This is a genomic window from Chromobacterium sp. LK11, assembly GCF_001043705.1.
Lineage (GTDB): Bacteria > Pseudomonadota > Gammaproteobacteria > Burkholderiales > Chromobacteriaceae > Chromobacterium > Chromobacterium alkanivorans.
The window spans coordinates 13,119-34,397 of record NZ_LDUR01000034.1 but is presented as its reverse complement, the minus strand read 5'-3'; the positions used below and the strand labels follow the sequence as shown (position 1 = coordinate 34,397).

Below are 21,279 nucleotides of genomic sequence, written 5' to 3'. Positions count from 1 at the left end.
TTCTTCTGTTTGGGACGGGGGTCAGCGACGGCGCTGGTCCTGATCGTCGCGGATGCGGATCGGAGCCAGTTGGTCCTGGTCTTCCACCGGGCCGCTCAACAGCTTGGCGACGACGACCACAGCGGCGATGAGGGCGAATAAAAGCAAAATTTCCATGGCATGGCTCCCCGAGGCTTGAGTGCTAACTTGTTGATGAAGACGATTGCCGGCGAACAGGCCTGGAAGCAAAGTCGTCTATGGCGGCCCCCTGTGATTTCATTCTGGAACACAAGCCGCCGCAAGCTCAAGTAATAATTTGTGTCGGAAAGTTAAAATTCAAGACGCGCTGCGCTTCAGCGCGCGCATCGCCTGATCGATGCCCTGCAGCGTCAGCCCGTACATGCGCCCTGACATCAGCTGGCGCAGCATGTGCAGCGACTGAGTGTAGTCCCAGTGCGCTTCCGGCACCGGGTTGAGCCAGGCGGCGTGCTTGAAATGCTCGAGCAGGCGGCGCAGCCAGACTTCGCCGGCCTCCTGGTTCATGTGCTCGACGCTGCCGCCCGGATAGCTGATTTCGTAGGGGCTCATGGTGGCGTCGCCGACGATGATCAGCTTGTAATCGCCGCCGAAGGTGTGAATCAGGTCCCAGGTGGACAAGGTCTGGGTGTGGCGGCGGGCGTTGTCCTTCCACACCGCTTCGTAGACGCAGTTGTGGAAGTAGAAATACTCCAGATGCTTGAACTCGGATTTCACCGCCGAGAACAACTCCTCGCAGGCCTTGACGTGGTCGTCCATCGAGCCGCCGACGTCGAACAACACCAGCACTTTGACCGCGTTGCGCAGCTCGCGCTGCATGCGCAGGTCCAGCATGCCGGCCTTGCCGGCGGTGGCGGCGATGGTGGCGTCCAGGTCCAGCACTTCCTCGGCGCCGTCGCGGGCGAACTCGCGCAGCCGGCGCAGGGCGATCTTGAGGTTGCGGGTGCCCAGTTCGACCGAGTCGTCGAAGTTGCGGAATTCGCGCTGGTCCCACACTTTCACCGCGCGGCGGTGGCGCGATTCGTTCTGGCCGATGCGGATGCCGGCCGGATTGTAGCCGTAGGCGCCGAAGGGGCTGGTGCCGCCGGTGCCTATCCATTTATTGCCGCCCTGGTGCCGTTCCTGCTGTTCCTGCAGCCGCTGGCGCAGGGTGTCCATCAACTGCTCCCAGCCCAGCGCCTCCAGTCGACGCTTGTCCTCGTCGGACAGGTGCTTCTCCACTTGCTTGCGCAGCCAGTCTTCCGGGATGCCGGTTTTCAGCTCGTCCAGCGATTGCGACAGGCCTTTGAAATGGCTGCCGAACACCTGGTCGAAGCGGTCGAAGTGTTTCTCGTCCTTGATCAACGCGGTGCGCGCCAGGTAGTAGAAGGCGTCAAGATCGCCGAAGGCGACGCGTTTTTGCAGCGCCTCCAGCAAGGTGAGGAATTCTTTCAGCGTAACCGGCAGGCCGGCCTCGCGCAGGGCGTAAAAAAAATCGATCAACATGGCGCGGCTAGAAGGTGACAGCGTGGATGGGCGGTGATATTCTTGTTTTAGAGCTACGGCTCTAAACAATCGTTCGGATACTGCTATCCTAAGGATAATACAATGAATGCCGCCGCCATGCCCATTTGCCGGGATGATCATCTGCAAGCGGAGTTTTCCCGCCTGTACCGCCTCAGCCGGGCCTCAGCGTTTCCGCCGCTGGAACTGCGCCAGGAATGGCTCAAGCGCCTGGAGAGCATGTTGCAGGACAATCGCCAGGCTTTCGTCGACGCGGTCAGCCAGGACTTCGGCCACCGCAGCGCGGTGGAAACCCGGTTGGCCGAGCTTTTCCCCTCTCTGGAGGCGATACGTTACGCGCGCCGGCGTCTGCGGCGCTGGATGCGGCCGGAGCGGCGCGGGGTGTCGCTGTGGTTCCAGCCGGCGGGCAATAGCGTGATGCCGCAGCCCTTGGGCGTCATCGGCGTGGTGGTGCCGTGGAACTACCCCTTGTTCCTGGCGCTGGGGCCGGTGGTGTCTGCGCTGGCGGCCGGCAACCGGGTGATGGTGAAGATGTCGGAATATACGCCGGCGACCGGCGCGCTGCTGCAGCGCCTGGCCGAACGCTATCTGGGGCCCGAGGTGATGGCCGTGGTCAACGGCGACGCCGAGCTGGCGCAGGATTTCACCAGGCTGCCTTTCGACCATCTGTTCTTCACCGGCTCCACCGCGGTGGGCCGCCACGTGATGCGCGCGGCGGCGGAGAACCTGACGCCGGTGACGCTGGAGCTGGGCGGCAAATCGCCGGTGATCGTCGCCCGGGGCGCCGATTTGCGCCAGGCGGCGGAGGCCATCGTCGCCGGCAAGATGCTGAACGCCGGCCAGACCTGCGTGGCGCCGGACTATGTGCTGGTCAACGACAAGGACCGCGCCGCGCTGCTGGACGAGCTGCGGCGGGCGGCGCGCCGCGCTTATCCCACTTTGGCGGACAATCCCGATTACAGCGCCATCATCAACGAGCGGCATTGTCAGCGGCTGCTGCAATGGCTGGACGAGGCGCGCGCGGCCGGCGCCGAGGTGGAGCAGATCAATCCGGCGGCGGAGGACTGGCGGCCCAGCCGCAAATTCCCGCTGACCCTGGTGCAGGGCTGCCCGGAGGACGCCACCTTGCTGCGAGAGGAGATTTTCGGGCCGATACTGCCGGTGCTGAGCTACGACAAGTTCGACGAGGCGCTGGCCTACGTCAACGCGCGGCCGCGGCCGCTGGCTCTGTACCTGTTCGACACGGACGCGCTGCGCATCGAGAAGACCTTGCGCGAAACCGTGTCGGGCGGGGTGGCGGTCAACGACATCGCCCTGCAGGTGGTGCAGGAGGACCTGCCTTTCGGCGGCGTCGGTCCGTCCGGCATGGGGCATTGCCACGCCAAGGAGGGTTTCATGGCGTTTTCCAAACTCAAGCCGGTGTTCCGCCAGAGCCGCTGGGCCGGCACCGCCTTGACGCGCGCGCCTTACGGCGCCGGCGTGGAGCGGCTGTTGAAATGGATGCTGCGCTGAGATGCTGAGCCGCCGCCAGTTGCTCAAAACCGGCCTGGGCGGCGCCGCCGCCTTGGCGCTGGCCACGCTGCTGGCCTCGCCGCAGCCTGACGGTCCGGCCGAGGATTGGGCCAGGCCCTTGAAACTGCGCGTCTTGACGCCACGGGACGCTCAGTTGCTGGCGGCGATCGCCCCGGTCGCGCTGGGCCCGGGCGTCGCGCCGCCCGAGGAGGTGGTGCGCGGCGTGGATCGCGCGGTGGCCGGCTTGCCGCCGGCGATGCGGGCCGAGTTGCGCCAGCTGCTGGACCTGCTCGGCAACCCTTGGGGACGGCGCTGGATCGCCGGCGTGGCCGCGCCGTGGCGACAGGCGTCGGCCGAGGACATCGCCGCCTTTCTGCGGCGCTGGCGCGGCAGCGTGTTTCCCTTGCTGCGCAGCGGCTACCAGGCCTTGCACCAATTGCTGAACGCCGCCTGGTACGGCAATCCGGCCAGTTGGCCGGCGCTGGGCTATCGACAGCCGGCGGCGGTGATGGAGATGTTGCCGTGAGCCGCGCGACGATACCCGATCCGGTGGCCGCCGGCCTCGCCGCGGGCTGGAAGGCGCTGGACGGCGCGACCTTGCCCGATCTGGAGCTGCGGGCCGACGTGGTGATCGTCGGCAGCGGCGCCGGCGGAGGCATGGCGGCCGAGCAATTGGCCGCGGCCGGACTGGACGTGTTGCTGCTGGAGGAAGGCGGCTTGTACAGTTCGCGCGACTTCCGCCTGCTGGAGGCCAAGGCCTATCCGGAGCTGTATCAGGAGTCCGCCAGCCGCAAGACGGCGGACAAGGGGATTTCCATCTTGCAGGGCCGGGCCGTGGGCGGCAGCACCGTGGTCAACTGGACCAGTTCCTTCCGCGCGCCGCCGGACACCTTGCGCTGGTGGCGGGAGCGGCACCGGTTGAGCGGGGTCGGCGAGGAGGCGATGAGGCCGTGGTTCGAGCAGGCGGAGGCGCGGCTGGGCGTCGCCGACTGGCTGCCGGACCCGAACCCCAACAACGCGGCGCTGGCCCGCGGCTGCGAGGCCCTGGGCATCGCCCACGCGCGCATCCGCCGCAATGTGCGCGGCTGCTGGAATCTGGGCTATTGCGGCATGGGCTGTCCCACCAACGCCAAGCAGTCGATGCTGGTGACGGCGATACCCGCCGCGCTGGAGCGCGGCGCCAGGCTGATCAGCCGCGCGCGGGTGGACCGCTTGCGCGCCAATGCCGGCAGAACCCGGCTGGAAGGGCTGGAGGGCCGCTTTCTGGCTGCGGACGGAGTCGGCGAGACCGGACGCCGCTTCAAGGTGAAGGCGGCCCAGGTGGTGCTGGCCGCCGGCGCCATCGGCTCGCCGGCCATCCTGCTGCGCAGCGGCCTGATCGATCCGGGAGGCCATACCGGGGCGCGGACCTTTCTGCACCCGGTGGTGTTGTCCACGGCCTTGATGCCGGAGCCGGTGGAGCCGTTCAACGGCGCGCCGCAAACGGTGTACAGCGATCACTTCATGCATGTCCACGCGCTGGACGGGCCCTTGGGCTACAAGCTGGAAGTGCCGCCCATCCATCCCTTGCTGGCCGGCATCACCTTTCCTGGCTTCGGCGCCGGCCAGGCGGCCTTGATGCGCCGGCTGCCGCATCTGCACGCGACGCTGGCCCTGTTGCGCGACGGCTTCCACCCGGACAGCCGCGGCGGCCAGGTGCGCTTGCGCGGCGACGGCTCGCCGGAGCTGGACTATCCCTTGAACGATGCGTTGTGGGAGGGCGCGCGCCGCGCCTGGCTGAGCATGGCGGAGATCCAGTTCGCCGCCGGCGCGCGGCAGGTGCTGACGGTGCACGAGCAGGCGGGTCTCGCCCGCAGCTGGAGCGAGGCCCGGAGCATGATAGCCGGGCTGGCGCTCAAGCCCTTGCTGGCCAAGGTGGTCAGCGCCCACGTGATGGGAGGGCTGGCGATGTCGGGCGACGCCGAGTCCGGGGTGGTGGACGAGTGGGGGCGGCATTGGCAGCTGGACAATCTGACCGTGGTGGACGGCTCGGTGTTTCCCAGCAGCGTCGGCGCGAATCCGCAGCTGTCGGTCTACGCCTTTGCGCTGCGCTCGGTGGCGGCGCTTTTGCGGCGCATGCGGGGGACGGGGGGCTGAGGCAAGAAAAAAGGGACCGCGAGGTCCCTTTTGTCGTCGCGCTGCCGGGCAGCGGCGAATCAGGCGAAGTTCTTGGCGACGAAGTCCCAGTTCACCAGCTTCCAGAAGCTGTCCATATAGTTCGGGCGGCTGTTGCGGTAATCGATATAATACGCGTGCTCCCACACATCACAGGTCAGCAGCGGCTTCTTGTCGGTGGTCAGCGGGGTGGCGGCGTTGCTGGTGGATACCAGGTCCAGCGAGCCGTCGTGGTTCTTCACCAGCCAGGCCCAGCCGGAACCGAAGGTGCCGATGGCGGTCTGGGTGAAGGCTTTCTTGAATTCGTCGTAGGAACCCCATTTGGCGTTGATGGCGTCGGCCAGCGCGCCGCTGGGCTTGCGCTCTTCGCCGGCGTTGGGAGCGAAGCCCAGCCAGTAGAAGGTGTGGTTCCAGACTTGGGCCGCGTTGTTGAAGATGCCGCCGGAGGATTTCTTCACGATCTCTTCCAGGGAGGCGTTTTCGAACTCGGTGCCCTTGATCAGGTTGTTCAGGTTGGTGATGTAGGTCTGATGGTGCTTGCCGTAGTGGAATTCCAGGGTTTCCTTGGAAATGTGCGGGGCAAGCGCGTCCAGCGCGTACGGCAGTTCCGGCAGTTTGTGTTCCATTATGCTCTCCTTGTTGAGAAAGTAAGCCGCATAAGCGGATGCTTTATCCGCAAGTTTACTGGATTCAGCCGCTGCTCGCCAATAGTTGACTAAAAAAGTAAAGTAAGGATGAAAACCGTTGCAGTACGATGTTATCGTCATCGGCGCAGGCGCCGCCGGCCTGATGTGCGCGGCCACCGCCGGCCAACGCGGCCGGCGCGTGCTGTTGCTGGACCATGCGCGCAAGCTGGCCGAGAAGATCCGCATTTCCGGCGGCGGCCGCTGTAATTTCACCAATCTCCACGCCCGTTTCGACTGCTATCTGTCGGCAAATCCCCATTTCTGCCGTTCGGCGCTGGCGCAGTACACGCCGCAGGATTTCATCGCCATGGTCGAGCGCCACGGCATCGGCTACCACGAGAAAAAGCTGGGCCAGCTGTTCTGCGACGACGGCAGCGAGCGCATCATCGCGATGCTGGACGAGGAGTGCCGGCTGGGCGGAGTGGACAGACGCATGGAGACGCAGATTTTGCAGGTGAGCCGGGAGGCGGACGGTTTCGCGCTGGACACCAGCGCCGGCGGCTTTCGCGCGGCGTCGCTGGTGGTGGCCACCGGCGGCCTGTCGATTCCGCAGATAGGCGCGACGCCGTTCGGCTACCAGCTGGCCGAGCAGTTCGGCCTGGAGCTGACGTCGCTGACGCCGGCCCTGGTGCCGCTGACCTTTCACGTGGAAGACGCGGAGGCCTTCGCGCCGCTGGCCGGCGTGTCGCTGGAGGTGGAGGCGCGCGCCGGCAAGGGCCGTTTCCGCGAGAACGTGCTGTTCACCCACAAGGGCGTGTCCGGTCCCGCCATCCTGCAGGCGTCGTCCTATTGGCAGCCGGGCACGACGCTGGAGCTGGACCTGTTGCCGGACGCCGACGCCGCCGCCTGGCTGGAGCAGAGGGCCGGCAGCGAGCAGTTGATCGCCAACGCGCTGGCCGAGTTCGGCTGGCCCAAGCGTTTCGCCGAGGCCTGGCTGGAGCGCGAGGGCTTCAATAAGCGGCTGAAGGACTTGTCGCCCAAGCAGCGCCAGCAGTTGGCCGAACGGCTGCACGGCTGGCGCGTCAAGCCCAACGGCACCCAGGGCTATAAAAAGGCCGAGGTGACGCTGGGCGGGGTGTCGACCAAGGCCTTGTCGTCCAAGACCATGATGGCCAACGCGGCGCCCGGTCTGTTCTTCATCGGCGAAGTGGTGGACGTCACCGGCTGGCTGGGCGGCTACAATTTCCAGTGGGCCTGGTCGTCCGGCTATGTGGCCGGGATGAACTGCTGATTCAGTCCGCCGCCAGGAACCATACGGTCTGGATCTTGCCGGCGACGATCTCGTAGACGGCGGCCACCTCGAAGGGCTGCTCGCTCACGCCGCTGACGCGCTCGTGATCTATCACCTTGTTGCCGAGCTCGATGCGCTTGACCAATTCCGCGTGCAAGCCGGGCAGGGTGAAGCGCTGGGTGGCGTAGAAGTAGCCCAGCGCGGCCTTGCCTTGCAGGCTGGGTTCCGAGCCGGGCAGCCGGTATACCGTCACGTCGTCGGCGTAGACGGCGAGAAAGGGCTCCAGCTGGCGTTGGTTGTAGGCGTCGAGTTGTTGTTGGACGAGGGCGGCGGGCGTCATGGCGGCTCCTGTTGAAAGAGCTTTCGATGCTGGGGCCGCGCGGGGCGCTTGTCAACGCATGCTCAGCGAGCGGCGGTTTCGGGTTAAAATCCGGTTTTGCCTGATCCAGGCTTGCTTCATTCGCGCGGCCAGGCCGCGCCATCACTCCGAGTCTACATGACTGAATCGTACGAGAATTTTGACAGCGAGATGGCGGCGATCCGCACGCCGCCTCATTCGATCGAAGCCGAGCAATCGGTGCTGGGCGGCTTGTTGCTGGACAACAGCGCCTGGGACAAGATCGCCGACGTGGTGTCCGAGGCGGACTTTTACCGCCACGACCACCGGCTGATTTACAAGCATGTGGCCAGGCTGGTGGAACTGGCGCGTCCCGCGGACGTGGTCACCGTTTCCGAGAGCCTGGACAAGAACGGCGAGCTGGGCAATGTCGGCGGCCTGTCCTACCTGGCCACGCTGGCGCAGAACACGCCGTCGGCCGCCAATATCCGCCGTTACGCCGAGATCGTGCGCGAGCGTTCCATCATGCGCCAACTGGCGCTGGTGGGCACCGAGATCGTCGAGGCCGCTTACGCGCCGATGGGACGCGACGCCTCGCAGCTGCTGGACGAAGCCGAGGGCAAGGTGTTCCAGATCGCCGAATCCACCGCCAAGGCCAAGCAGGGCTTCCTGGAGATGCCGGGCTTGCTGAAAGAAGTGGTCGAGCGCATCGACATGCTTTACAGCCGCGAGAACCCGGACGAGGTCACCGGCGTGCCTACCGGCTTCATCGATCTGGACGCCAAGACTTCCGGCCTGCAAGCGGGCGACCTGATCATCGTCGCCGGACGTCCGTCCATGGGCAAGACCGCGTTCTCGATGAACATCGCCGAGCACGTGGCGGTGGAGCAGCACCTGCCGGTGGCGGTGTTCTCCATGGAGATGGGCGGCGCGCAGCTGGTGATGCGTATGCTGGGCTCGGTGGGCCGGCTGGATCAGCACACCCTGCGCACCGGCAAGCTGGGCGACGACGACTGGCAGAAGCTGACTTACGCGATAGGCAAGTTGTCCGAGGCGCCGATGTACATCGACGAAACCGCGGCGCTAACCGCCTTGGAAGTGCGCGCGCGCGCGCGCCGACTGGCGCGCCAGCACGGCGGCAAGCTGGGCCTGATCGTGATCGACTACTTGCAGCTGATGTCGGGTTCGGGCCGCGGCGACAACCGCACCGCCGAGCTGGGCGAGATTTCGCGCGGTCTGAAAGGCCTGGCCAAGGAGTTGCAGGTGCCGGTGATTGCGCTGTCCCAGCTGTCGCGGGCGGTGGAGCAGCGCCCCAACAAGCGGCCGATGATGTCGGACTTGCGGGAATCCGGCGCCATCGAGCAGGATGCCGACTTGATCGTCTTCATGTACCGGGAAGAGTATTACAACCCGGAGAACCAGGAAGTGAAGGGTCTGGCCGAGGCCATCATCGGCAAGCACCGTAACGGTCCTACCGGCGCGGTGCGGCTGGCCTTCGTCGGCAAGTACGCCAAGTTCGACAACGCCGCCACCTTGGGCGTTAGCGGCTGGGCAGATAACGACTCCTAACGGTTCCGTGAGCATACGAGGCATTCCATGAGCTTTTTCGACAAGCATGTATTCATCTGCTGCAATCAGCGCGCCGGCTGCGAGGATTGCTGCAACAATCACGGTTCCAGCGAGTTGCTGGGCTATATGAAGGACAAGGTCAAGGCGCTGGGCCTGGCCGGCGAGGGCAAGATCCGCGTCAACAAGGCGGGCTGTCTTGGGCGCTGCGACGACGGCCCGGTGATGGTGGTGTACCCGGAGGAGACCTGGTACACCTTCGTCGACAAGGAGGACATCGACGAAATCGTCGCCGAGCACATGGTGGGCGGGCGCGTGGTGGAAAGGCTGAAAATCTGATGTTGAAGGCGATGAACAAGCAAGTGGTGGCCGGTCCGGCCGGCGGTCTGGAAACCATCGTGGTGGCGGCGCAGGGCGAGGCGCGCGGCATCGCGGTGATCTGCCATCCCAATCCCTTGCAGGGCGGCACCAACACCAACAAGGTGGTGCAGACCGCGGCCAAGGCCTTGTCGCAGCTGGGCTATGTCTGCTATTGCCCGAATCTGCGCGGCGTGGGCGACAGCGAAGGCCAGCATGATTTTGGCCTGGGCGAGGTGGAGGATGTGATCGCGGTGGTGGAGCATGCGCGCGGCGAGCAGGGCGATCTGCCGCTGGCGCTAGCCGGTTTCTCCTTTGGCGGCTTCGTCGCGGCGCGCACCCGCGCGCGCATCGAGGCGGACAAATTGCTGCTGATGGGCGTGGCGGTGGGCAAGTACGAGACCCCGACGCCGGAGGTGCCGGCCGACACATTGCTGATTCACGGCGAGGAGGACGAGGTGATTCCGCTGTCCGCGGTGATGGATTGGGCCCGGCCGCAAGGCTTGCCGGTGGTGGTGTTTCCCGGAGCCGGCCATTTCTTTCATGGCCGGCTGGTGCAGCTGGCGCAGACGATTCAACGCTGTTGGTAAGGCGCCGCCGGATTCCGGCGCAAAAAAACCGGTCATCCATGCGATGGCCGGTTTTTTTATCAGCGGTGCAGTTCGCCCGCGGCTTCTGGCTGGTAGGTGACTTCCAGCACGTTCAGGCGGATGCTGCCGGCCGGAGTCGGCCAGTCTATGCTCTGGCCGGCGGACAGGCCGAGCAGCGCGGCGCCTATGGGCGCCAGCACCGAGATCTTGCCCTGTTCGCTGTCCGCTTCGCGCGGGTAGACCAGGGTCAGGGTTTTTTCCTGGGCATTGTCCAGCTTGACCCGCGCGCAGCTGTTCATGGTGATGATGCCGGCGGGCATGGCGGAGGGCTCCACCACATCGGCGCGCTCCAGCTCGGCTTCCAGCGCGGCCGCGGTGGGGTGGCCGCTCTCGCAATCCTCCAGCAGCGCGGCGAGGCGCTCATAGTCCAGGGAGGACACCGTGATGGCCGGGCTTGTCGACATATGCAACTCCTTCAGATAGACAAAGGGCACCGCAGGGGGTGCCCGATGATTTAGTGCGCGAAAAGCGTGTGTGCCAATGATATCGCTTGTAACCGCGTGTAACAAGGCTTGGCGGCGCAATCGCCGCTAATACTGGGCTTTGGGCCGGGGGAGCCCCGGCCTTGCGCTTTAGCCCAGCAGCGACAGCGCCGCGCGCGGGCCGACGTTGGCCTGGGCCTGGGCGGCGAGTCCGGTCTGGCCCAGGATCTGTTTGGCGGCCAGCTGCGCGCTTGCGGCGGCGAAGTCGGTGTCGCTGATGCGGCTGTTGGCGGCGGCGGTGTTGACCGAGGCGGTTTGCAGATTGTTGATGCTGGCCTCGAAACGATTGCTGATCGAGCCCAGAGTGCTGCGGGTGTTGGCCAGGGTGTTCAGATCGGCGTTGGTGCTTTGCTGGGCGGCCAGCGCGCCGGCCTGGGTGCTGATGTCTATGGTGCCGGTGGCGTTCAGATTGGCGTTGTAGCTGTTCAGCCCGCCGCTGGCCGGCGCGGCGGCCAGATTGACGCCGGCAATGTTGACCTGGTTGTCCGCGCTGCCGTTGGGGCCCACCTGGAAGGTGGTGGAGGCGTTGCTGTTCAGCAACTGCGTGCCGTTGAATTCGGTGCTCTGCACGATGGCGGAATTGGCCTGGGTCAGCTGGTCCACCTGCTGTTGCAGCGCCTGGCGGTTGCTGGCGCTGAGCGCGCCGTTGCCGGCCTGGATCGCCAGCTCCTGGATTTGCTGAGTGTTGCTTTGCAGCTGATTGAGGGCGCCGTCGGCGGTCTGCGCCAGCGAGATGCCGTCGTTGGCGTTGTTGATCGCCTGGTTGTTGCCGTTGATCTGGGCCAGCAGCGCCTCGGAAATGGCGGCGTTGGCCGGGTTGTTGGCGGCGCTGTTGGTGGTCTTGCCGGCGGAGAGTTGGGCCAGCAGCTTGTCTTTGGCTTTCTGGGTCTGATTCAGCTGGTTCTGCCCCTGCAGCGCGCTCAGATTGCTATTGATGGTCAGTGCCATGGCCGGCTCCCGCTGGATGTGGTTTAACTTCTTCAGTGTAAGAAAGCGCGCGGGACAGGGCAAGCCGGCTTTTGGGTAAAGTCGCGCCGCGGCCGATGGCGCGGGCATGGGCGTGAAAAAGCCCGGCGGCGCCGGGCTGATGATGGTTTGTCTGGCTTATTTGCCGGGCTTGGGCGGAGTGCCGGCGGACTGGGTCAGGATTTCGTAGCCGCTGTCGGTGACCAGCACGGTGTGTTCCCATTGCGCGGACAGGCTGCGGTCCTTGGTGACCACGGTCCAGCCGTCGCCCAGCATGCGCAGATGGCGCTTGCCCTGGTTGATCATCGGCTCGATGGTGAAGATCATGCCGGCCTGCAGCTCCAAGCCGGTGCCGGGGCGGCCGTAGTGCAGCACTTGCGGCTCTTCGTGGAATTTCGTGCCGATGCCGTGGCCGCAGAATTCCTGCACTACGCTGTAGCCGGAGTTTTCCGCGTGTTGCTGGATGGCGTAGCCGATGTCGCCCAGCGTGGCGCCCGGCTTGACCTTGTCGATGCCGCGCCACATGCATTCATAGGTGATGCGGGACAGGCGGCGGGCGTGCTCGCTGACGTTGCCCACGTGGTACATGCGGCTGGTGTCGCCGTGGTAGCCGTCCTTGATCACCGTGACGTCCAGGTTCATGATGTCGCCGCTTTTCAGCGGCTTGTCATTGGGGATGCCGTGGCAGATCACGTGGTTGACCGAGGTGCACACCGACTTGGGGTACGGGTTGTGGCCGTCCGGCGCGTAGTTCAGCGGCGCCGGGATCGCGCCCTGCTCATTGACGATGTAGTCGTGGCAGAGCTTGTCGATGGCTTCGGTGGTGACGCCGGGCTTGATGAAGGGGGTGATGTAGTCGAGGACTTCCGACGCCAGGCGGCCGGCGATCCGCATCTTTTCGATGTCTTGGGCGTTTTTCAGTTGGATGCTCATGGGATTCTGGTGATGTGCGTGTCTGCGGCTAATGAGACCTATTCTAGCAAAAACGCCCCCGGCCCGGCAGTGCTTGTCGGTCCGGGGGGCGCGTCGGCGTTCAAATCAGGCGCATCTTGAACTGCTTGCCCTTGATCTTGCCGGCGGCCAGGCGTTCCAGCGCCTGTTCGGCGATGGCGCGGTCCAGCGCCACGAAGCTGGCGAATTCGAAGATGTTGATCTTGCCGATCTGGGCGCCGGCAAAGCCGGCGTCGCCGGTCAGCGCGCCGAGGATGTCGCCGGGGCGCAGTTTTTCGCGCTTGCCGCCGGCGATTTCCAGCGTTTGCATCGGCGGCAGCAGCGGGCCGCCGGGGGCCGGGGTCAGCTGTTCCAGCTTGGCCCAGGTCAGCGGCGCCTGCTGATAGTCTTCGATCAGCGCCAGCCGCTTGTCGTCGTTGTCGGCGGCCAGGGTCAGCGCCAGGCCCATCGCCTCGCCGCGGCCGGTGCGGCCGATGCGGTGAATGTGGATTTCCGGATCATGGGTGACGTCGACGTTGATCACCAGATCCAGCTCCTTGATGTCCAGGCCGCGCGCGGCGACGTCGGTGGCCACCAGTACGGTGGCGCTCTTGTTGGCGAAGCGCAGCAGGATCTGGTCGCGTTCGCGCTGCTCCAGGTCGCCGTACAGCGCCAGCGCGCTGAAGCCGCGCGCCTGCAGGTCGCGCACCAGTTCCTTGCAGCGCTCCTTGGTGTTGCAGAAGGCCAGCGCGGAAGTCGGGCGCAGGTGTTGCAGGATGGTGGTGACGGTTTCCAGCCGCTGTTCCGGCTTGATCTTGTAGAACCATTGTTCGATGCGTTCGCCGCCGTGCAGCGACTCCACCTGGATTTCCTGCGGCCGGCGCATGAACTGGGCGCTGATCTTGCGGATGTTTTCCGGATAGGTGGCGGAGAACATCAGGGTCTGGCGCTGGCGCGGGCAGGCGCGCACGATGCCGACGATTTCTTCGATGAAGCCCATGTCCACCATGCGGTCGGCCTCGTCCAGCACCAGGGTGCTGACGCCGGACAGATTGAGCGAGCCGCGGAACAGGTGGTCCTGCAGCCGGCCCGGGGTGCCCACCACGATGTGGGCGCCGTGTTCCAGCGAGCCGATCTGCGGCCCCATCGGGCTGCCGCCGGTCAGGGTCACTACCTTGATATTGTCTATGCTGCGCGCCAGCCGGCGGATTTCCTGCGCCACCTGGTCGGCCAGTTCGCGAGTGGGGCAGAGCACCAGCGCCTGCACGCCGAACCAGCGCGGATTCAGCCGCGCGAGGATGCCGAGGCCGAAAGCCGCCGTCTTGCCGCTGCCGGTCTTGGCCTGGGCGATCAGGTCCTCGCCGTTCAGGATCGCCGGCAGGCTGGCGGCCTGGATGGCGGTCATGCTGTGGTAACCCAGGCTGTCCAGATTGGACAACAGGGCGGCGGGCAGGGGCAGGGTGGAGAAAGCGGCTTTTTTCACAATGACTTGGGCGTATTACGGTATCGGGCTGCGAGTGTAACAGGCCGGCGGCCAACGGCCAAATCGGATGTCGCCGCCGGCGGCGTTCAGACAGTGAAGCGGGACACCGATTCCGTCAACCGCTGCGCCAGGTGCTCCAGTTGTTCGGCGGCGTTCACCGTCTGGCCTATCTCCTGATCGTTGGTTTGCGCCATCTCGGCGATGGCGTCGATGCTGCCGGTCACCGATTGGCTGGCGGCGCGCTGCTGTTCGGTGACGGCGACGATCTGACGCAGGCCCTGGCGCACTTCGGCCACCGATTGGTTCGCGGCGTCCAGCACGCTGGACACGCTGTCGGCGGACTGGCGGCTGGCGGCCAGCGAGGACAGGCCGGCGTTGACCGCGGCGCGCACCGCGTCGGTCTTTTGATTGAGCGCGCCGGTCACGGCGTCGATCTCGCTGGCGGAACGGGCAGACTTCTCCGCCAGCTTGCGCACCTCGTCGGCCACCACCGCGAAACCGCGGCCCTGTTCGCCGGCGCGCGCCGCCTCGATCGCCGCGTTCAGCGCCAGCAGATTGGTCTGTTCGGCGATTTCGCGCACTTCCTTGGTCATATTGGTGATGCTGGCGGTGGAGCTGGCCAGCTCGGTTTCCGCCTGCGCCATCAGCCGCACCGCCTGCTCCACCTGGCCGACTTCGCGCTGCAGCTGGCTGAGGCTGGCGCGGCCGTCCTCGGAGCGTTGCAGGCTCTGGTCGGCTTCGGCGCTGACGTCCTCCGCCTTGCCGGCGATTTCGCCGATATGGCTGGCCAGTTGCTCCACCGCGCCGGCGGCGGATTGGGATTGGCGGTTTTGCCTGTGGGAGCTTTCCGCCAGGTGGGCGGCGCCGTCGGCCAGTTGGCGCGAGGACTGAGACACCGCGCCGGCGGAGGCGCCGACATGGCGCACCAGCTCGGCGATGGCGGCCAGCATCTGGTTGAAGCGCTGCGCGGTGTCGCCGATCTCGTCGCGGCTGCGCACTGGCAGCCGCCGCGTCAGGTCGCCTTCGCCCTGGGCCAGCTCCGCGAGGCCGGCCGACATCGCCTGCAGCGGCCGGGTAACGAGGCGGCGCGCCAGCAGGAATACCACTGCCATCAGCGGCAGCGAGGCCAGGATGGCGAACAGAATGCTTTGGTCGCGGAAGCGGCTGACCGAGGCGTAGGGCTTCTCCAGGGAGACGCGCATGCTGACCACGCCCAGCGGCGTCTTGTCCGCCACCTGGTGGCACATCATGCAGTTCTTGCCCAAGTAGTTGCGCGAGGCCAGCGCCGGGTAGACCACGCGCAGATGCTCGCCCAGCGTCGGCGTGGATTCGATCTGGATATGGGGCTTGCCGTCCTGCAGCGCCTGTTGCTCCACCGCGTCGCCGCTCAGATTCTTGTCGCCGGCGTTGCCGGGGCCGAACTGCTTGCTGACGGCCGGGCCGCGGATCACCCGCAGGTCGCGCACCGCGGACAACTCCTTGATCTGGTCCAGAAAAACGTCGCGCTGGCCCACGGTTCCGGTGATCATCATGCCGGTGAGTCCGGCCATGGTCATTTCATTCATGCTGTGGGCCAGGTCTTGCGCCTGCTCCACCGCGATGTCGCGACTGACGCTGGTTTCCCAGGCAATCAGCCCGCTCCAGGCCAGGACCAGGCAGCACCATACCGCCATGGTCAGTTTCAGCCAGATCGGCCAATCGGAAAATTTGCGCATGCGTGTGCGGACGGAGGGTCCGTTCTCCCGGTGTGTTTGTAGAATCGCGCGATTGCCGCTATAGGTTTATTGAAATGGGTCGCAGCGCGATGGTAGTTATTTGATGACGTAGGAATTTTGGTTTAAATCAAACTTATAGTTAAAACGATTAGGCTTGGGTTTGCGGCGGTTTTCTGTGAAAATCCCGCCCTCGCCGCAGTCGGGCGCATTCATCACCATGGATTTCAAGGAGCGCAGTATATGGGTGACACAAGCGGACGCCGCGTAGCCATCATCGGCGGCGGACCGGCCGGCCTGGCCGCCGCCGAACAATTGGCGGCGGCGGGCGTGCGGGTCGATGTCTACGACGCGATGCCGTCGGTCGGCCGCAAATTCCTGCTGGCCGGCGTGGGCGGCATGAACATCACCCATTCCGAGCCCCACGCCAGCTTCGTGCAACGCTACGGCGCGCGCAGCGCCGAGTTGCGGCCGATGCTGGACGTGTTCAACGGCGAGCATGTGCGCGCCTGGGTGCACGGCCTGGGCATAGAAACCTTCATCGGCAGCTCCGGCAAGGTGTTCCCCAAGGAAATGAAGGCGGCGCCGCTGCTGCGTTCCTGGCTGACGCGCTTGCGCGAGGCGGGCGTCAGTTTCCACGTGCGCCACCGCTTCCTGGGCTGGGACGAGTGCGGCCGCCTGCGGCTGTCGGCGCCGGACGGCGAGCGCCTGGCCGAGGCCGACGCCGTGGTGCTGGCCATGGGCGGCGGCAGCTGGCGCAAGCTGGGTTCGGACGGCAGCTGGGCGGCGATGCTGCGCGAGCGCGGCGTGGAGGTGTCCAAGCTGCAGCCGTCCAACTGCGGCTTCGACGCCGGCTGGAGCGAATACTTCGCCGACAAGTTCGCCGGCGCGCCGTTGAAGTCGGTGACTTTGCAGTTCCACCCGGCCGTCGGCCATCCGTTCAGCCGCCGCGGCGAGTTCGTCGTCACCGCCGGCGGCGTGGAGGGCAATCTGATCTACGCCTGCTCCGGCGCCATTCGCGATGAAATCGCGCGCAGCGGCGCGGCTTTGTGCTATCTGGACCTGATGCCGGACTGGAGCTTGCAGCGCATTCTGGGCGAAGTGGCGCGGCCGCGCGGCTCGCGCTCGATGTCCAGCCATTTGCAGAGCCGGCTGGGCCTGAAGGGGGTGCGCATGGGACTGTTGCGCGAATGCCTGGACAAGGAGATCTTCAACGATCCCGCCAAGCTGGCCGAGGGCATCAAGGCCTTGCCGCTGCGTTTGCTGGCGCCGCGGCCGCTGGACGAGGCGATCAGCACCGCCGGCGGGGTGACTTTCGGCGCGCTGGACGGCAATCTGATGCTGCAGGCGATGCCGGGCGTGTTCTGCGCCGGCGAGATGCTGGACTGGGAAGCGCCCACCGGCGGCTATCTGCTGACCGCCTGCTTCTCCACCGGGCGCGCCGCCGCAGGCGGAGTGCTGCGCTGGATGCGGCAGGGCTGAGGCTGTTGCGTCCACGCCAGCGCAATAGGCGGCGACTGCGTATTTACACGGAGCCTTGCCTGCATTTTTTTTGCAAGTCTCTATACTGGTAGTGCCGCGCGAAACGCGCGGCCACGTCGTTGTCGAAAAAGCCGCCCACTGCATGGATTGTCATGATGCGAAGGCGAACGCCTGAGGAGAACAGCGCGATGAAACTTGACGATTTCAACCAGGTGGCCGATCTGATCGGCCTGAAAAAACGCTCACGCGAAGCGGTGTGGCTGATGGAGGTGGAGGGCATGACCGGCTACTTCGCCGCCCAGCAAATGGACATCAGCGAATCCACCGTGTCCCGCGCGCACAGCCGTTTCCGCCGCGCGCTGCAAAAAATCAACGCTCTGGCAGGCCATCTGCCCTTGTGAAGTCCGCCGTCACGGAGGCTGCGAAGCCCGGCCAAGGCCGGGCTTCGTCGCGTCCGGGCCACCGGCTGTTCCTTGTGCCGGGCGGCGCCGGCGACGCTGCCCCCGTTCACGGCTTCTGGATATACTGACGCGCAGTCTTCCCTTCCAAGGAGAGCTTCATGGCTATGCGTCACGGCATCGATTTCGGCAAGGCCCAGGCCTTGCACCGGCAGGAACTGGCGATGTTTTCCGAGCGGCGCCCGCGTTCGCGGCGGCTGTCCGCCGCCGGCGGCGAGCACTTGCTGTTCGGCGCGCCGCTGCACTGGATGGCGGATTGGTCCACCCCGTTCAATCTCTACGTGGAAGAGGCCCGAGGCGCGCGGCTGCGCGACGCGGACGGCCATGAATATCTGGATTTCTGTCTGGGCGACACCGGCGCGATGTTCGGCCATTCGCCGGCGCCGGTGGCGCGCGCCATCGCCGAGCAGGCGGCGCGGGGCCTGACCGCGATGCTGCCGTCGGCGGACGCGGTATGGGTGGCGGAGGAGTTGGCGCGGCGCTTCGGCCTGTCGCACTGGCAGTTCGCGCTCAGCGCCAGCGACGCCAACCGCTTCGCGCTGCGCTGGCTGCGCGCCGCCAGCGGCCGGGACCAGATCATCGTGTTCAACGGCTGTTACCACGGCACCGTGGACGACGCCTTCGTCGATCTGGCCGACGGCCGGCCCAGGGCGCGCGCCAGCCTGTTGGGCCAGACGCACGATCCGGCCGCGCACACCCGGGTGGTGGAGTTCAACGATCTGGAGGCGCTGGAGCGAGCCTTGCGCGACGAGCGGGTGGCCTGCGTGCTGGCCGAGCCGGTGATGACCAATATCGGCATGGTGCTGCCGGAGCCGGGCTTCTGGGGCGAGGCGCGGGAGTTGATCCGCCGCTACGGCAGCTATCTGCTGCTGGACGAAACCCACACCATCAGCAGCGGGCCGGGCGGCTACGGCGCGGCTTACGGCCTGCAGCCGGACGCGCTGGTGCTGGGCAAGCCGCTGGGCGGCGGCCTGCCGTGCGCGGTGTACGGTTTCAGCGCCGAGCTGGCGGAGCGGGCGCAGCGCGCCAAGCGCGCCGCCGCGCCCGGCCATTCCGGCATCGGCACCACGCTGAGCGGCAATATGCTGGCCGCGGCGGCGATGCGCGCCAATCTGGCCGAGGTGATGAGCGACGCCGCCTATCAGCGGATGTTCGCGCTGGCCCAGCACCTGGCGGACGGCTTGCAGGACTGGATCGAGCGTTGGCGGCTGCCGTGGTGCGTGAGCCGGGTCGGCGCGCGCTGCGAGTTTCAGTTTTCCCCGCAGCCGCCGCGCAACGGCGGCGAGGCCGGGGCGATGCTGGACGAGGAGCTGGAGCGCATCATCCACCTTTACCTGCTCAACCGCGGCTTCCTGATCACGCCCTTCCACAATATGCTGCTGCTGTGCCCGGACACCGAGTTCGCCGACGTCGATCGCCTGTTGGAGGCGCTGGACGGCTTCGCCGGCGAGGTGGTTTAGCGCCTGTTCAAAGTTTCGCGGGCTGCTGGCGGATGGCCAGCAAGGCCTGGTTGCGCAGCGTCTTCAGCAGGCTGAGCTGCTCCGGCGCGATGGCCAGCGATCCCGCCTGGCGGCGGTCGCCGTAGAGTATGCCCAGCTTGCGTTTGTCCAAGGTCAGCGGCAGCAGCACGAAGGTGTGGGCCGCGCCCATCTGGCGGTACCAGGCCGGGATGTGCTGGGCGATGGCCGGCGCGTCGATGTCGTCGATCAGCATGTCGGCGTTGCGTTCCAGCGCCTTGCGGAACAGGCTGTCGCCGCTGTCGATGTCGGCTCGCAGCGCCGGCAGCAGCAATTCCACTTTTTCGCCGAAACCGAAGCGGGCCTGCAGCGGCAGATCGGACCCGCTGCGCGCGCAGATCAGCGCGTGGTCGAAGCCCAGGCCGCGGTACATGGTTTCCAGGATGATGCGCAGCAGATCGTTGAGCTTGTAGTCGCCCAGCAGGGTGTTGGTGATGTCCTGGACGCCGGCGGACAGCACGGCGATCCTGCCGGCGGAGCCGGCGGTGGCCTGCAGCCGGGTGGGGTCCGGCGCCGATGGCCGGGGCGCGCTGGCGGCCGGCGGCGGCGCGCTCTTGTCCAGTCTGGCCAGGCGCAGCGCTTGCGAGCGCGGCCCCTGGCCGGCCTCAGGGCCCAGTTCCGCCAGATAGGCGGAGAGCAGGGTCTGCGCTTGCGCCAGCTCGCGCTCCAGCGGCGCCCACTCCAGCGCCAGCGCCCGGCTGTAGCGTTGCAGCAGCTTGCGGCTGGCGTCGGCCTGGTCGATGCCGCTCTGGGTCAGCTGACAGACCAGTTCGCGGCACAGCGAGCTTAAGGCCTTCATCCGCATTTCGCCGGTTTGCGGCTGGCGCACCGCGCCGGCCGGCATCGGCTCCATGCCGGTCAGAATCCGTTCCGGAAAGCGCCACAGCGCGGCGGTGGCGGCGCCGAGGTCGGCGTAATGGGCGCCCAGCGTCTGGTGCGCGGCCTGGTCTACGCCGGCGCCGGCGGCGATCAGCGCCTGGATCTGCCGGTATTCGTCGCGGAAGTAATTGACGCACAGCAGTTCGCCCAGGTTTTGCAGCATGCCGCAGATCAGCGCCTCTTCCGCCTCGCGCACGCCGCAGGCCGGCGCCAGCGAGCGCGCCAGCAGGCCGGTGAACAGGGTCTTGACCGCCACGTCGCGGATCTCGTCGGCGTGGGCGCGGTTGTGCAGGTGTTCGAACAGCAGCAGGCTGAGCGCCAGATTGCGTATGGTGTCGAAGCCGAGGATGACGATGGCGCGCGAAATGGTGCTGACCGCGCCGCCGTACTGGCTGAAATTGGCGGAATTCACCACTTTCAGCAGCTTATTGGTCAGCGACACGTCCTTGAGGATGGCGCTGGACAGCGCTTGCAGCCGCTCGCTGTCGGCGTTGTTGCTCTTGTTGATGGCGGCGATCGCCTGCGACAGCGCCGGAAAGTCCGGCGCGTGGCGCATGCGCTGCAGCAGGTGGTCCAGCGCGGCGCGGCCGCCTTCCTGGCGGTTGAAGCGCTGGTGGCGGGCCAGCCAGTCCTGCAGGCCGGCCAGAGCGCGGCGACAGGCGCCGGCGTCGGCCGCCGGGTCGCGCAGCGCGGCCAGCCATTGCTCCAGCTCCGGATCGCATTCCCGCTCCGGCGCGCCGGCGCTGATCAGCCAGCGCAGCAATTGTTCCGCCTGCAGCAGTTCCTGGCGCAGTCGTTCCGGACTCAGCGCCTGGCAGGCGTGTTCGCCCAGCAGCGCGACGCGCTGGTGGATGTCGGACAGCACGGTTTCGGGATAGAGCCGCCCCAGGCATTTGCCGCTGGCGTGCAGGTGGATCAGCGGTTCCAGGATGTCGCAGGCCAGGCCGATGCGCTCGGCCAGCGGCAGCGCGGGCAGCGCCTTCAGGCGCAAGGGCTGCAGCGTGTCTTGCCGGTAGGCGGCGTAGTCCTTGCCGTCGAGACGGACCGGGCCCTGCCAGGCCAGCAGCAGCGGGTGGCGGAAGGCCGAACGCGGCGGCGCGTCCGGCAGCTCCGCCGCGGACTCCACCAGCGCCAGCGCCGCGCCGTCGCGGCTGGCCAGCAGCACCGACAGGCCGTCGGGGCAGTGCAGCGTGGCGACGATTTGGTATTCCGGCTCTGCGGCGGGGCTCATCGCTGTCTCCGTGCGGCTTGCGTATTTGTACTAATGTAGACAGTTATTGAAGCGCGGGCCGAAGATTCCGCAAGGTTTGCGCCGATGTTCTTATTGCCCTTTGGACTAATTGTTGATTTGCTAAGAGC

General features: G+C 66.4%; 20 protein-coding genes. 10 read left to right on the top strand and 10 right to left on the bottom strand.

Annotation, left to right across the window (positions count from 1 at the left end):
- Nucleotides 1-21 precede the first annotated feature (21 nt).
- Nucleotides 22-156, bottom strand: a complete 135-nt coding sequence (locus VK98_RS24380) for a hypothetical protein (protein WP_255360665.1) — start codon at nt 154-156, stop codon at nt 22-24.
- Nucleotides 157-315: 159 nt separating this feature from the next.
- The gene (locus tag VK98_RS18710; protein WP_048415491.1) at nt 316-1,500 is read right to left on the bottom strand and encodes a VWA domain-containing protein; all 1,185 of its coding nucleotides are present in this window, start codon (nt 1,498-1,500) and stop codon (nt 316-318) included.
- A 102-nt stretch (nt 1,501-1,602) separates the two neighbouring features.
- Between VK98_RS18710 and VK98_RS18705 the strand changes: the two genes are divergently transcribed.
- From VK98_RS18705 to VK98_RS18695, 3 genes are read left to right on the top strand one after another with little or no spacing between them, the layout of a single operon-like run.
- Nucleotides 1,603-3,030 carry a coniferyl aldehyde dehydrogenase gene (locus tag VK98_RS18705; RefSeq protein WP_048415490.1) on the top strand — a complete coding sequence of 476 codons (1,428 nt, stop codon included), beginning with the start codon at nt 1,603-1,605 and terminating at the stop codon, nt 3,028-3,030.
- Nucleotide 3,031: 1 nt separating this feature from the next.
- Nucleotides 3,032-3,556, top strand: a complete 525-nt coding sequence (locus tag VK98_RS18700) for a twin-arginine translocation signal domain-containing protein (RefSeq protein WP_048415489.1) — start codon at nt 3,032-3,034, stop codon at nt 3,554-3,556.
- Nucleotides 3,553-5,166: a GMC family oxidoreductase gene (locus tag VK98_RS18695; RefSeq protein ID WP_048415488.1), complete on the top strand. Its 1,614-nt coding sequence runs from the start codon at nt 3,553-3,555 to the stop codon at nt 5,164-5,166. The genes VK98_RS18700 and VK98_RS18695 overlap by 4 nt, the downstream gene beginning before the upstream one ends.
- A gap of 59 nt (nt 5,167-5,225) precedes the next feature.
- On the opposite strand, the gene VK98_RS18690 is transcribed toward VK98_RS18695, so the two are convergent.
- The gene (locus VK98_RS18690) at nt 5,226-5,810 is read right to left on the bottom strand and encodes a superoxide dismutase (protein WP_048415487.1); all 585 of its coding nucleotides are present in this window, start codon (nt 5,808-5,810) and stop codon (nt 5,226-5,228) included.
- Between the two features lie 118 nt (nt 5,811-5,928).
- Between VK98_RS18690 and VK98_RS18685 the strand changes: the two genes are divergently transcribed.
- Complete coding sequence (locus VK98_RS18685; protein WP_082159130.1) at nt 5,929-7,101, top strand: NAD(P)/FAD-dependent oxidoreductase; 1,173 nt, start codon at nt 5,929-5,931, stop codon at nt 7,099-7,101.
- A 1-nt stretch (nt 7,102) separates the two neighbouring features.
- On the opposite strand, the gene VK98_RS18680 is transcribed toward VK98_RS18685, so the two are convergent.
- On the bottom strand, nt 7,103-7,441 hold the full coding sequence (locus VK98_RS18680; protein WP_048415486.1) for a nuclear transport factor 2 family protein: 339 nt from the start codon (nt 7,439-7,441) through the stop codon (nt 7,103-7,105).
- 156 nt (nt 7,442-7,597) lie between these two features.
- On the opposite strand from VK98_RS18680, the gene dnaB reads away from it, so the two are divergent.
- The 3 genes from dnaB to VK98_RS18665 are packed head-to-tail and all read left to right on the top strand — an operon-like array spanning nt 7,598 to nt 9,951.
- Complete coding sequence (gene dnaB / locus VK98_RS18675; protein WP_048415485.1) at nt 7,598-9,007, top strand: replicative DNA helicase; 1,410 nt, start codon at nt 7,598-7,600, stop codon at nt 9,005-9,007.
- A gap of 27 nt (nt 9,008-9,034) precedes the next feature.
- The gene (locus VK98_RS18670) at nt 9,035-9,343 is read left to right on the top strand and encodes a ferredoxin (protein WP_043590538.1); all 309 of its coding nucleotides are present in this window, start codon (nt 9,035-9,037) and stop codon (nt 9,341-9,343) included.
- Complete coding sequence (locus VK98_RS18665; RefSeq protein WP_048415484.1) at nt 9,343-9,951, top strand: alpha/beta hydrolase; 609 nt, start codon at nt 9,343-9,345, stop codon at nt 9,949-9,951. The genes VK98_RS18670 and VK98_RS18665 overlap by 1 nt, the downstream gene beginning before the upstream one ends.
- A 59-nt stretch (nt 9,952-10,010) precedes the next feature.
- On the opposite strand, the gene rnk is transcribed toward VK98_RS18665, so the two are convergent.
- The 5 genes from rnk to VK98_RS18640 all read right to left on the bottom strand — a co-directional run bounded on the left by rnk (nt 10,011) and on the right by VK98_RS18640 (nt 15,587).
- Nucleotides 10,011-10,415 (bottom strand): nucleoside diphosphate kinase regulator, encoded by a 405-nt coding sequence (rnk, locus tag VK98_RS18660; RefSeq protein WP_048415483.1) that lies wholly within the window; start codon nt 10,413-10,415, stop codon nt 10,011-10,013.
- A gap of 168 nt (nt 10,416-10,583) precedes the next feature.
- Nucleotides 10,584-11,441, bottom strand: coding sequence for a flagellin (locus VK98_RS18655; RefSeq protein WP_048415482.1), 858 nt, complete (start codon nt 11,439-11,441; stop codon nt 10,584-10,586).
- Between the two features lie 156 nt (nt 11,442-11,597).
- Complete coding sequence (gene map, locus VK98_RS18650) at nt 11,598-12,425, bottom strand: type I methionyl aminopeptidase (protein WP_255411671.1); 828 nt, start codon at nt 12,423-12,425, stop codon at nt 11,598-11,600.
- A 67-nt stretch (nt 12,426-12,492) separates the two neighbouring features.
- On the bottom strand, nt 12,493-13,872 hold the full coding sequence (dbpA, locus tag VK98_RS18645) for an ATP-dependent RNA helicase DbpA (RefSeq protein WP_048415480.1): 1,380 nt from the start codon (nt 13,870-13,872) through the stop codon (nt 12,493-12,495).
- Between the two features lie 86 nt (nt 13,873-13,958).
- Nucleotides 13,959-15,587: a methyl-accepting chemotaxis protein gene (locus tag VK98_RS18640; protein WP_048415479.1), complete on the bottom strand. Its 1,629-nt coding sequence runs from the start codon at nt 15,585-15,587 to the stop codon at nt 13,959-13,961.
- Between the two features lie 240 nt (nt 15,588-15,827).
- Between VK98_RS18640 and VK98_RS18635 the strand changes: the two genes are divergently transcribed.
- From VK98_RS18635 to VK98_RS18625, 3 genes are all read left to right on the top strand, one after another.
- Nucleotides 15,828-17,066, top strand: a complete 1,239-nt coding sequence (locus tag VK98_RS18635) for a TIGR03862 family flavoprotein (protein WP_048415478.1) — start codon at nt 15,828-15,830, stop codon at nt 17,064-17,066.
- A gap of 188 nt (nt 17,067-17,254) precedes the next feature.
- Nucleotides 17,255-17,467, top strand: coding sequence for a sigma factor-like helix-turn-helix DNA-binding protein (locus VK98_RS18630; protein WP_048415477.1), 213 nt, complete (start codon nt 17,255-17,257; stop codon nt 17,465-17,467).
- 158 nt (nt 17,468-17,625) lie between these two features.
- Complete coding sequence (locus tag VK98_RS18625) at nt 17,626-18,984, top strand: aspartate aminotransferase family protein (RefSeq protein WP_048415476.1); 1,359 nt, start codon at nt 17,626-17,628, stop codon at nt 18,982-18,984.
- A 7-nt stretch (nt 18,985-18,991) separates the two neighbouring features.
- On the opposite strand, the gene VK98_RS18620 is transcribed toward VK98_RS18625, so the two are convergent.
- Nucleotides 18,992-21,151 (bottom strand): HDOD domain-containing protein, encoded by a 2,160-nt coding sequence (locus VK98_RS18620; RefSeq protein ID WP_053077484.1) that lies wholly within the window; start codon nt 21,149-21,151, stop codon nt 18,992-18,994.
- Nucleotides 21,152-21,279: the final 128 nt, after the last annotated feature.

Excerpts from the sequence above, each read along its gene's own strand:
- VK98_RS24380 (WP_255360665.1), bottom strand. The coding sequence starts at position 156 with ATGGAAATTTTGCTTTTATTCGCCCTCATCGCCGCTGTGGTCGTCGTC.
- VK98_RS18710 (WP_048415491.1), bottom strand. The coding sequence starts at position 1,500 with ATGTTGATCGATTTTTTTTACGCCCTGCGCGAGGCCGGCCTGCCGGTT.
- VK98_RS18705 (WP_048415490.1), top strand. The coding sequence starts at position 1,603 with ATGAATGCCGCCGCCATGCCCATTTGCCGGGATGATCATCTGCAAGCG.
- VK98_RS18700 (WP_048415489.1), top strand. The coding sequence starts at position 3,032 with ATGCTGAGCCGCCGCCAGTTGCTCAAAACCGGCCTGGGCGGCGCCGCC.
- VK98_RS18690 (WP_048415487.1), bottom strand. The coding sequence starts at position 5,810 with ATGGAACACAAACTGCCGGAACTGCCGTACGCGCTGGACGCGCTTGCC.
- VK98_RS18680 (WP_048415486.1), bottom strand. The coding sequence starts at position 7,441 with ATGACGCCCGCCGCCCTCGTCCAACAACAACTCGACGCCTACAACCAA.
- dnaB (WP_048415485.1), top strand. The coding sequence starts at position 7,598 with ATGACTGAATCGTACGAGAATTTTGACAGCGAGATGGCGGCGATCCGC.
- VK98_RS18670 (WP_043590538.1), top strand. The coding sequence starts at position 9,035 with ATGAGCTTTTTCGACAAGCATGTATTCATCTGCTGCAATCAGCGCGCC.
- VK98_RS18665 (WP_048415484.1), top strand. The coding sequence starts at position 9,343 with ATGTTGAAGGCGATGAACAAGCAAGTGGTGGCCGGTCCGGCCGGCGGT.
- rnk (WP_048415483.1), bottom strand. The coding sequence starts at position 10,415 with ATGTCGACAAGCCCGGCCATCACGGTGTCCTCCCTGGACTATGAGCGC.
- VK98_RS18655 (WP_048415482.1), bottom strand. The coding sequence starts at position 11,441 with ATGGCACTGACCATCAATAGCAATCTGAGCGCGCTGCAGGGGCAGAAC.
- VK98_RS18640 (WP_048415479.1), bottom strand. The coding sequence starts at position 15,587 with ATGCGCAAATTTTCCGATTGGCCGATCTGGCTGAAACTGACCATGGCG.
- VK98_RS18635 (WP_048415478.1), top strand. The coding sequence starts at position 15,828 with ATGGGTGACACAAGCGGACGCCGCGTAGCCATCATCGGCGGCGGACCG.
- VK98_RS18630 (WP_048415477.1), top strand. The coding sequence starts at position 17,255 with ATGAAACTTGACGATTTCAACCAGGTGGCCGATCTGATCGGCCTGAAA.
- VK98_RS18625 (WP_048415476.1), top strand. The coding sequence starts at position 17,626 with ATGGCTATGCGTCACGGCATCGATTTCGGCAAGGCCCAGGCCTTGCAC.
- VK98_RS18620 (WP_053077484.1), bottom strand. The coding sequence starts at position 21,151 with ATGAGCCCCGCCGCAGAGCCGGAATACCAAATCGTCGCCACGCTGCAC.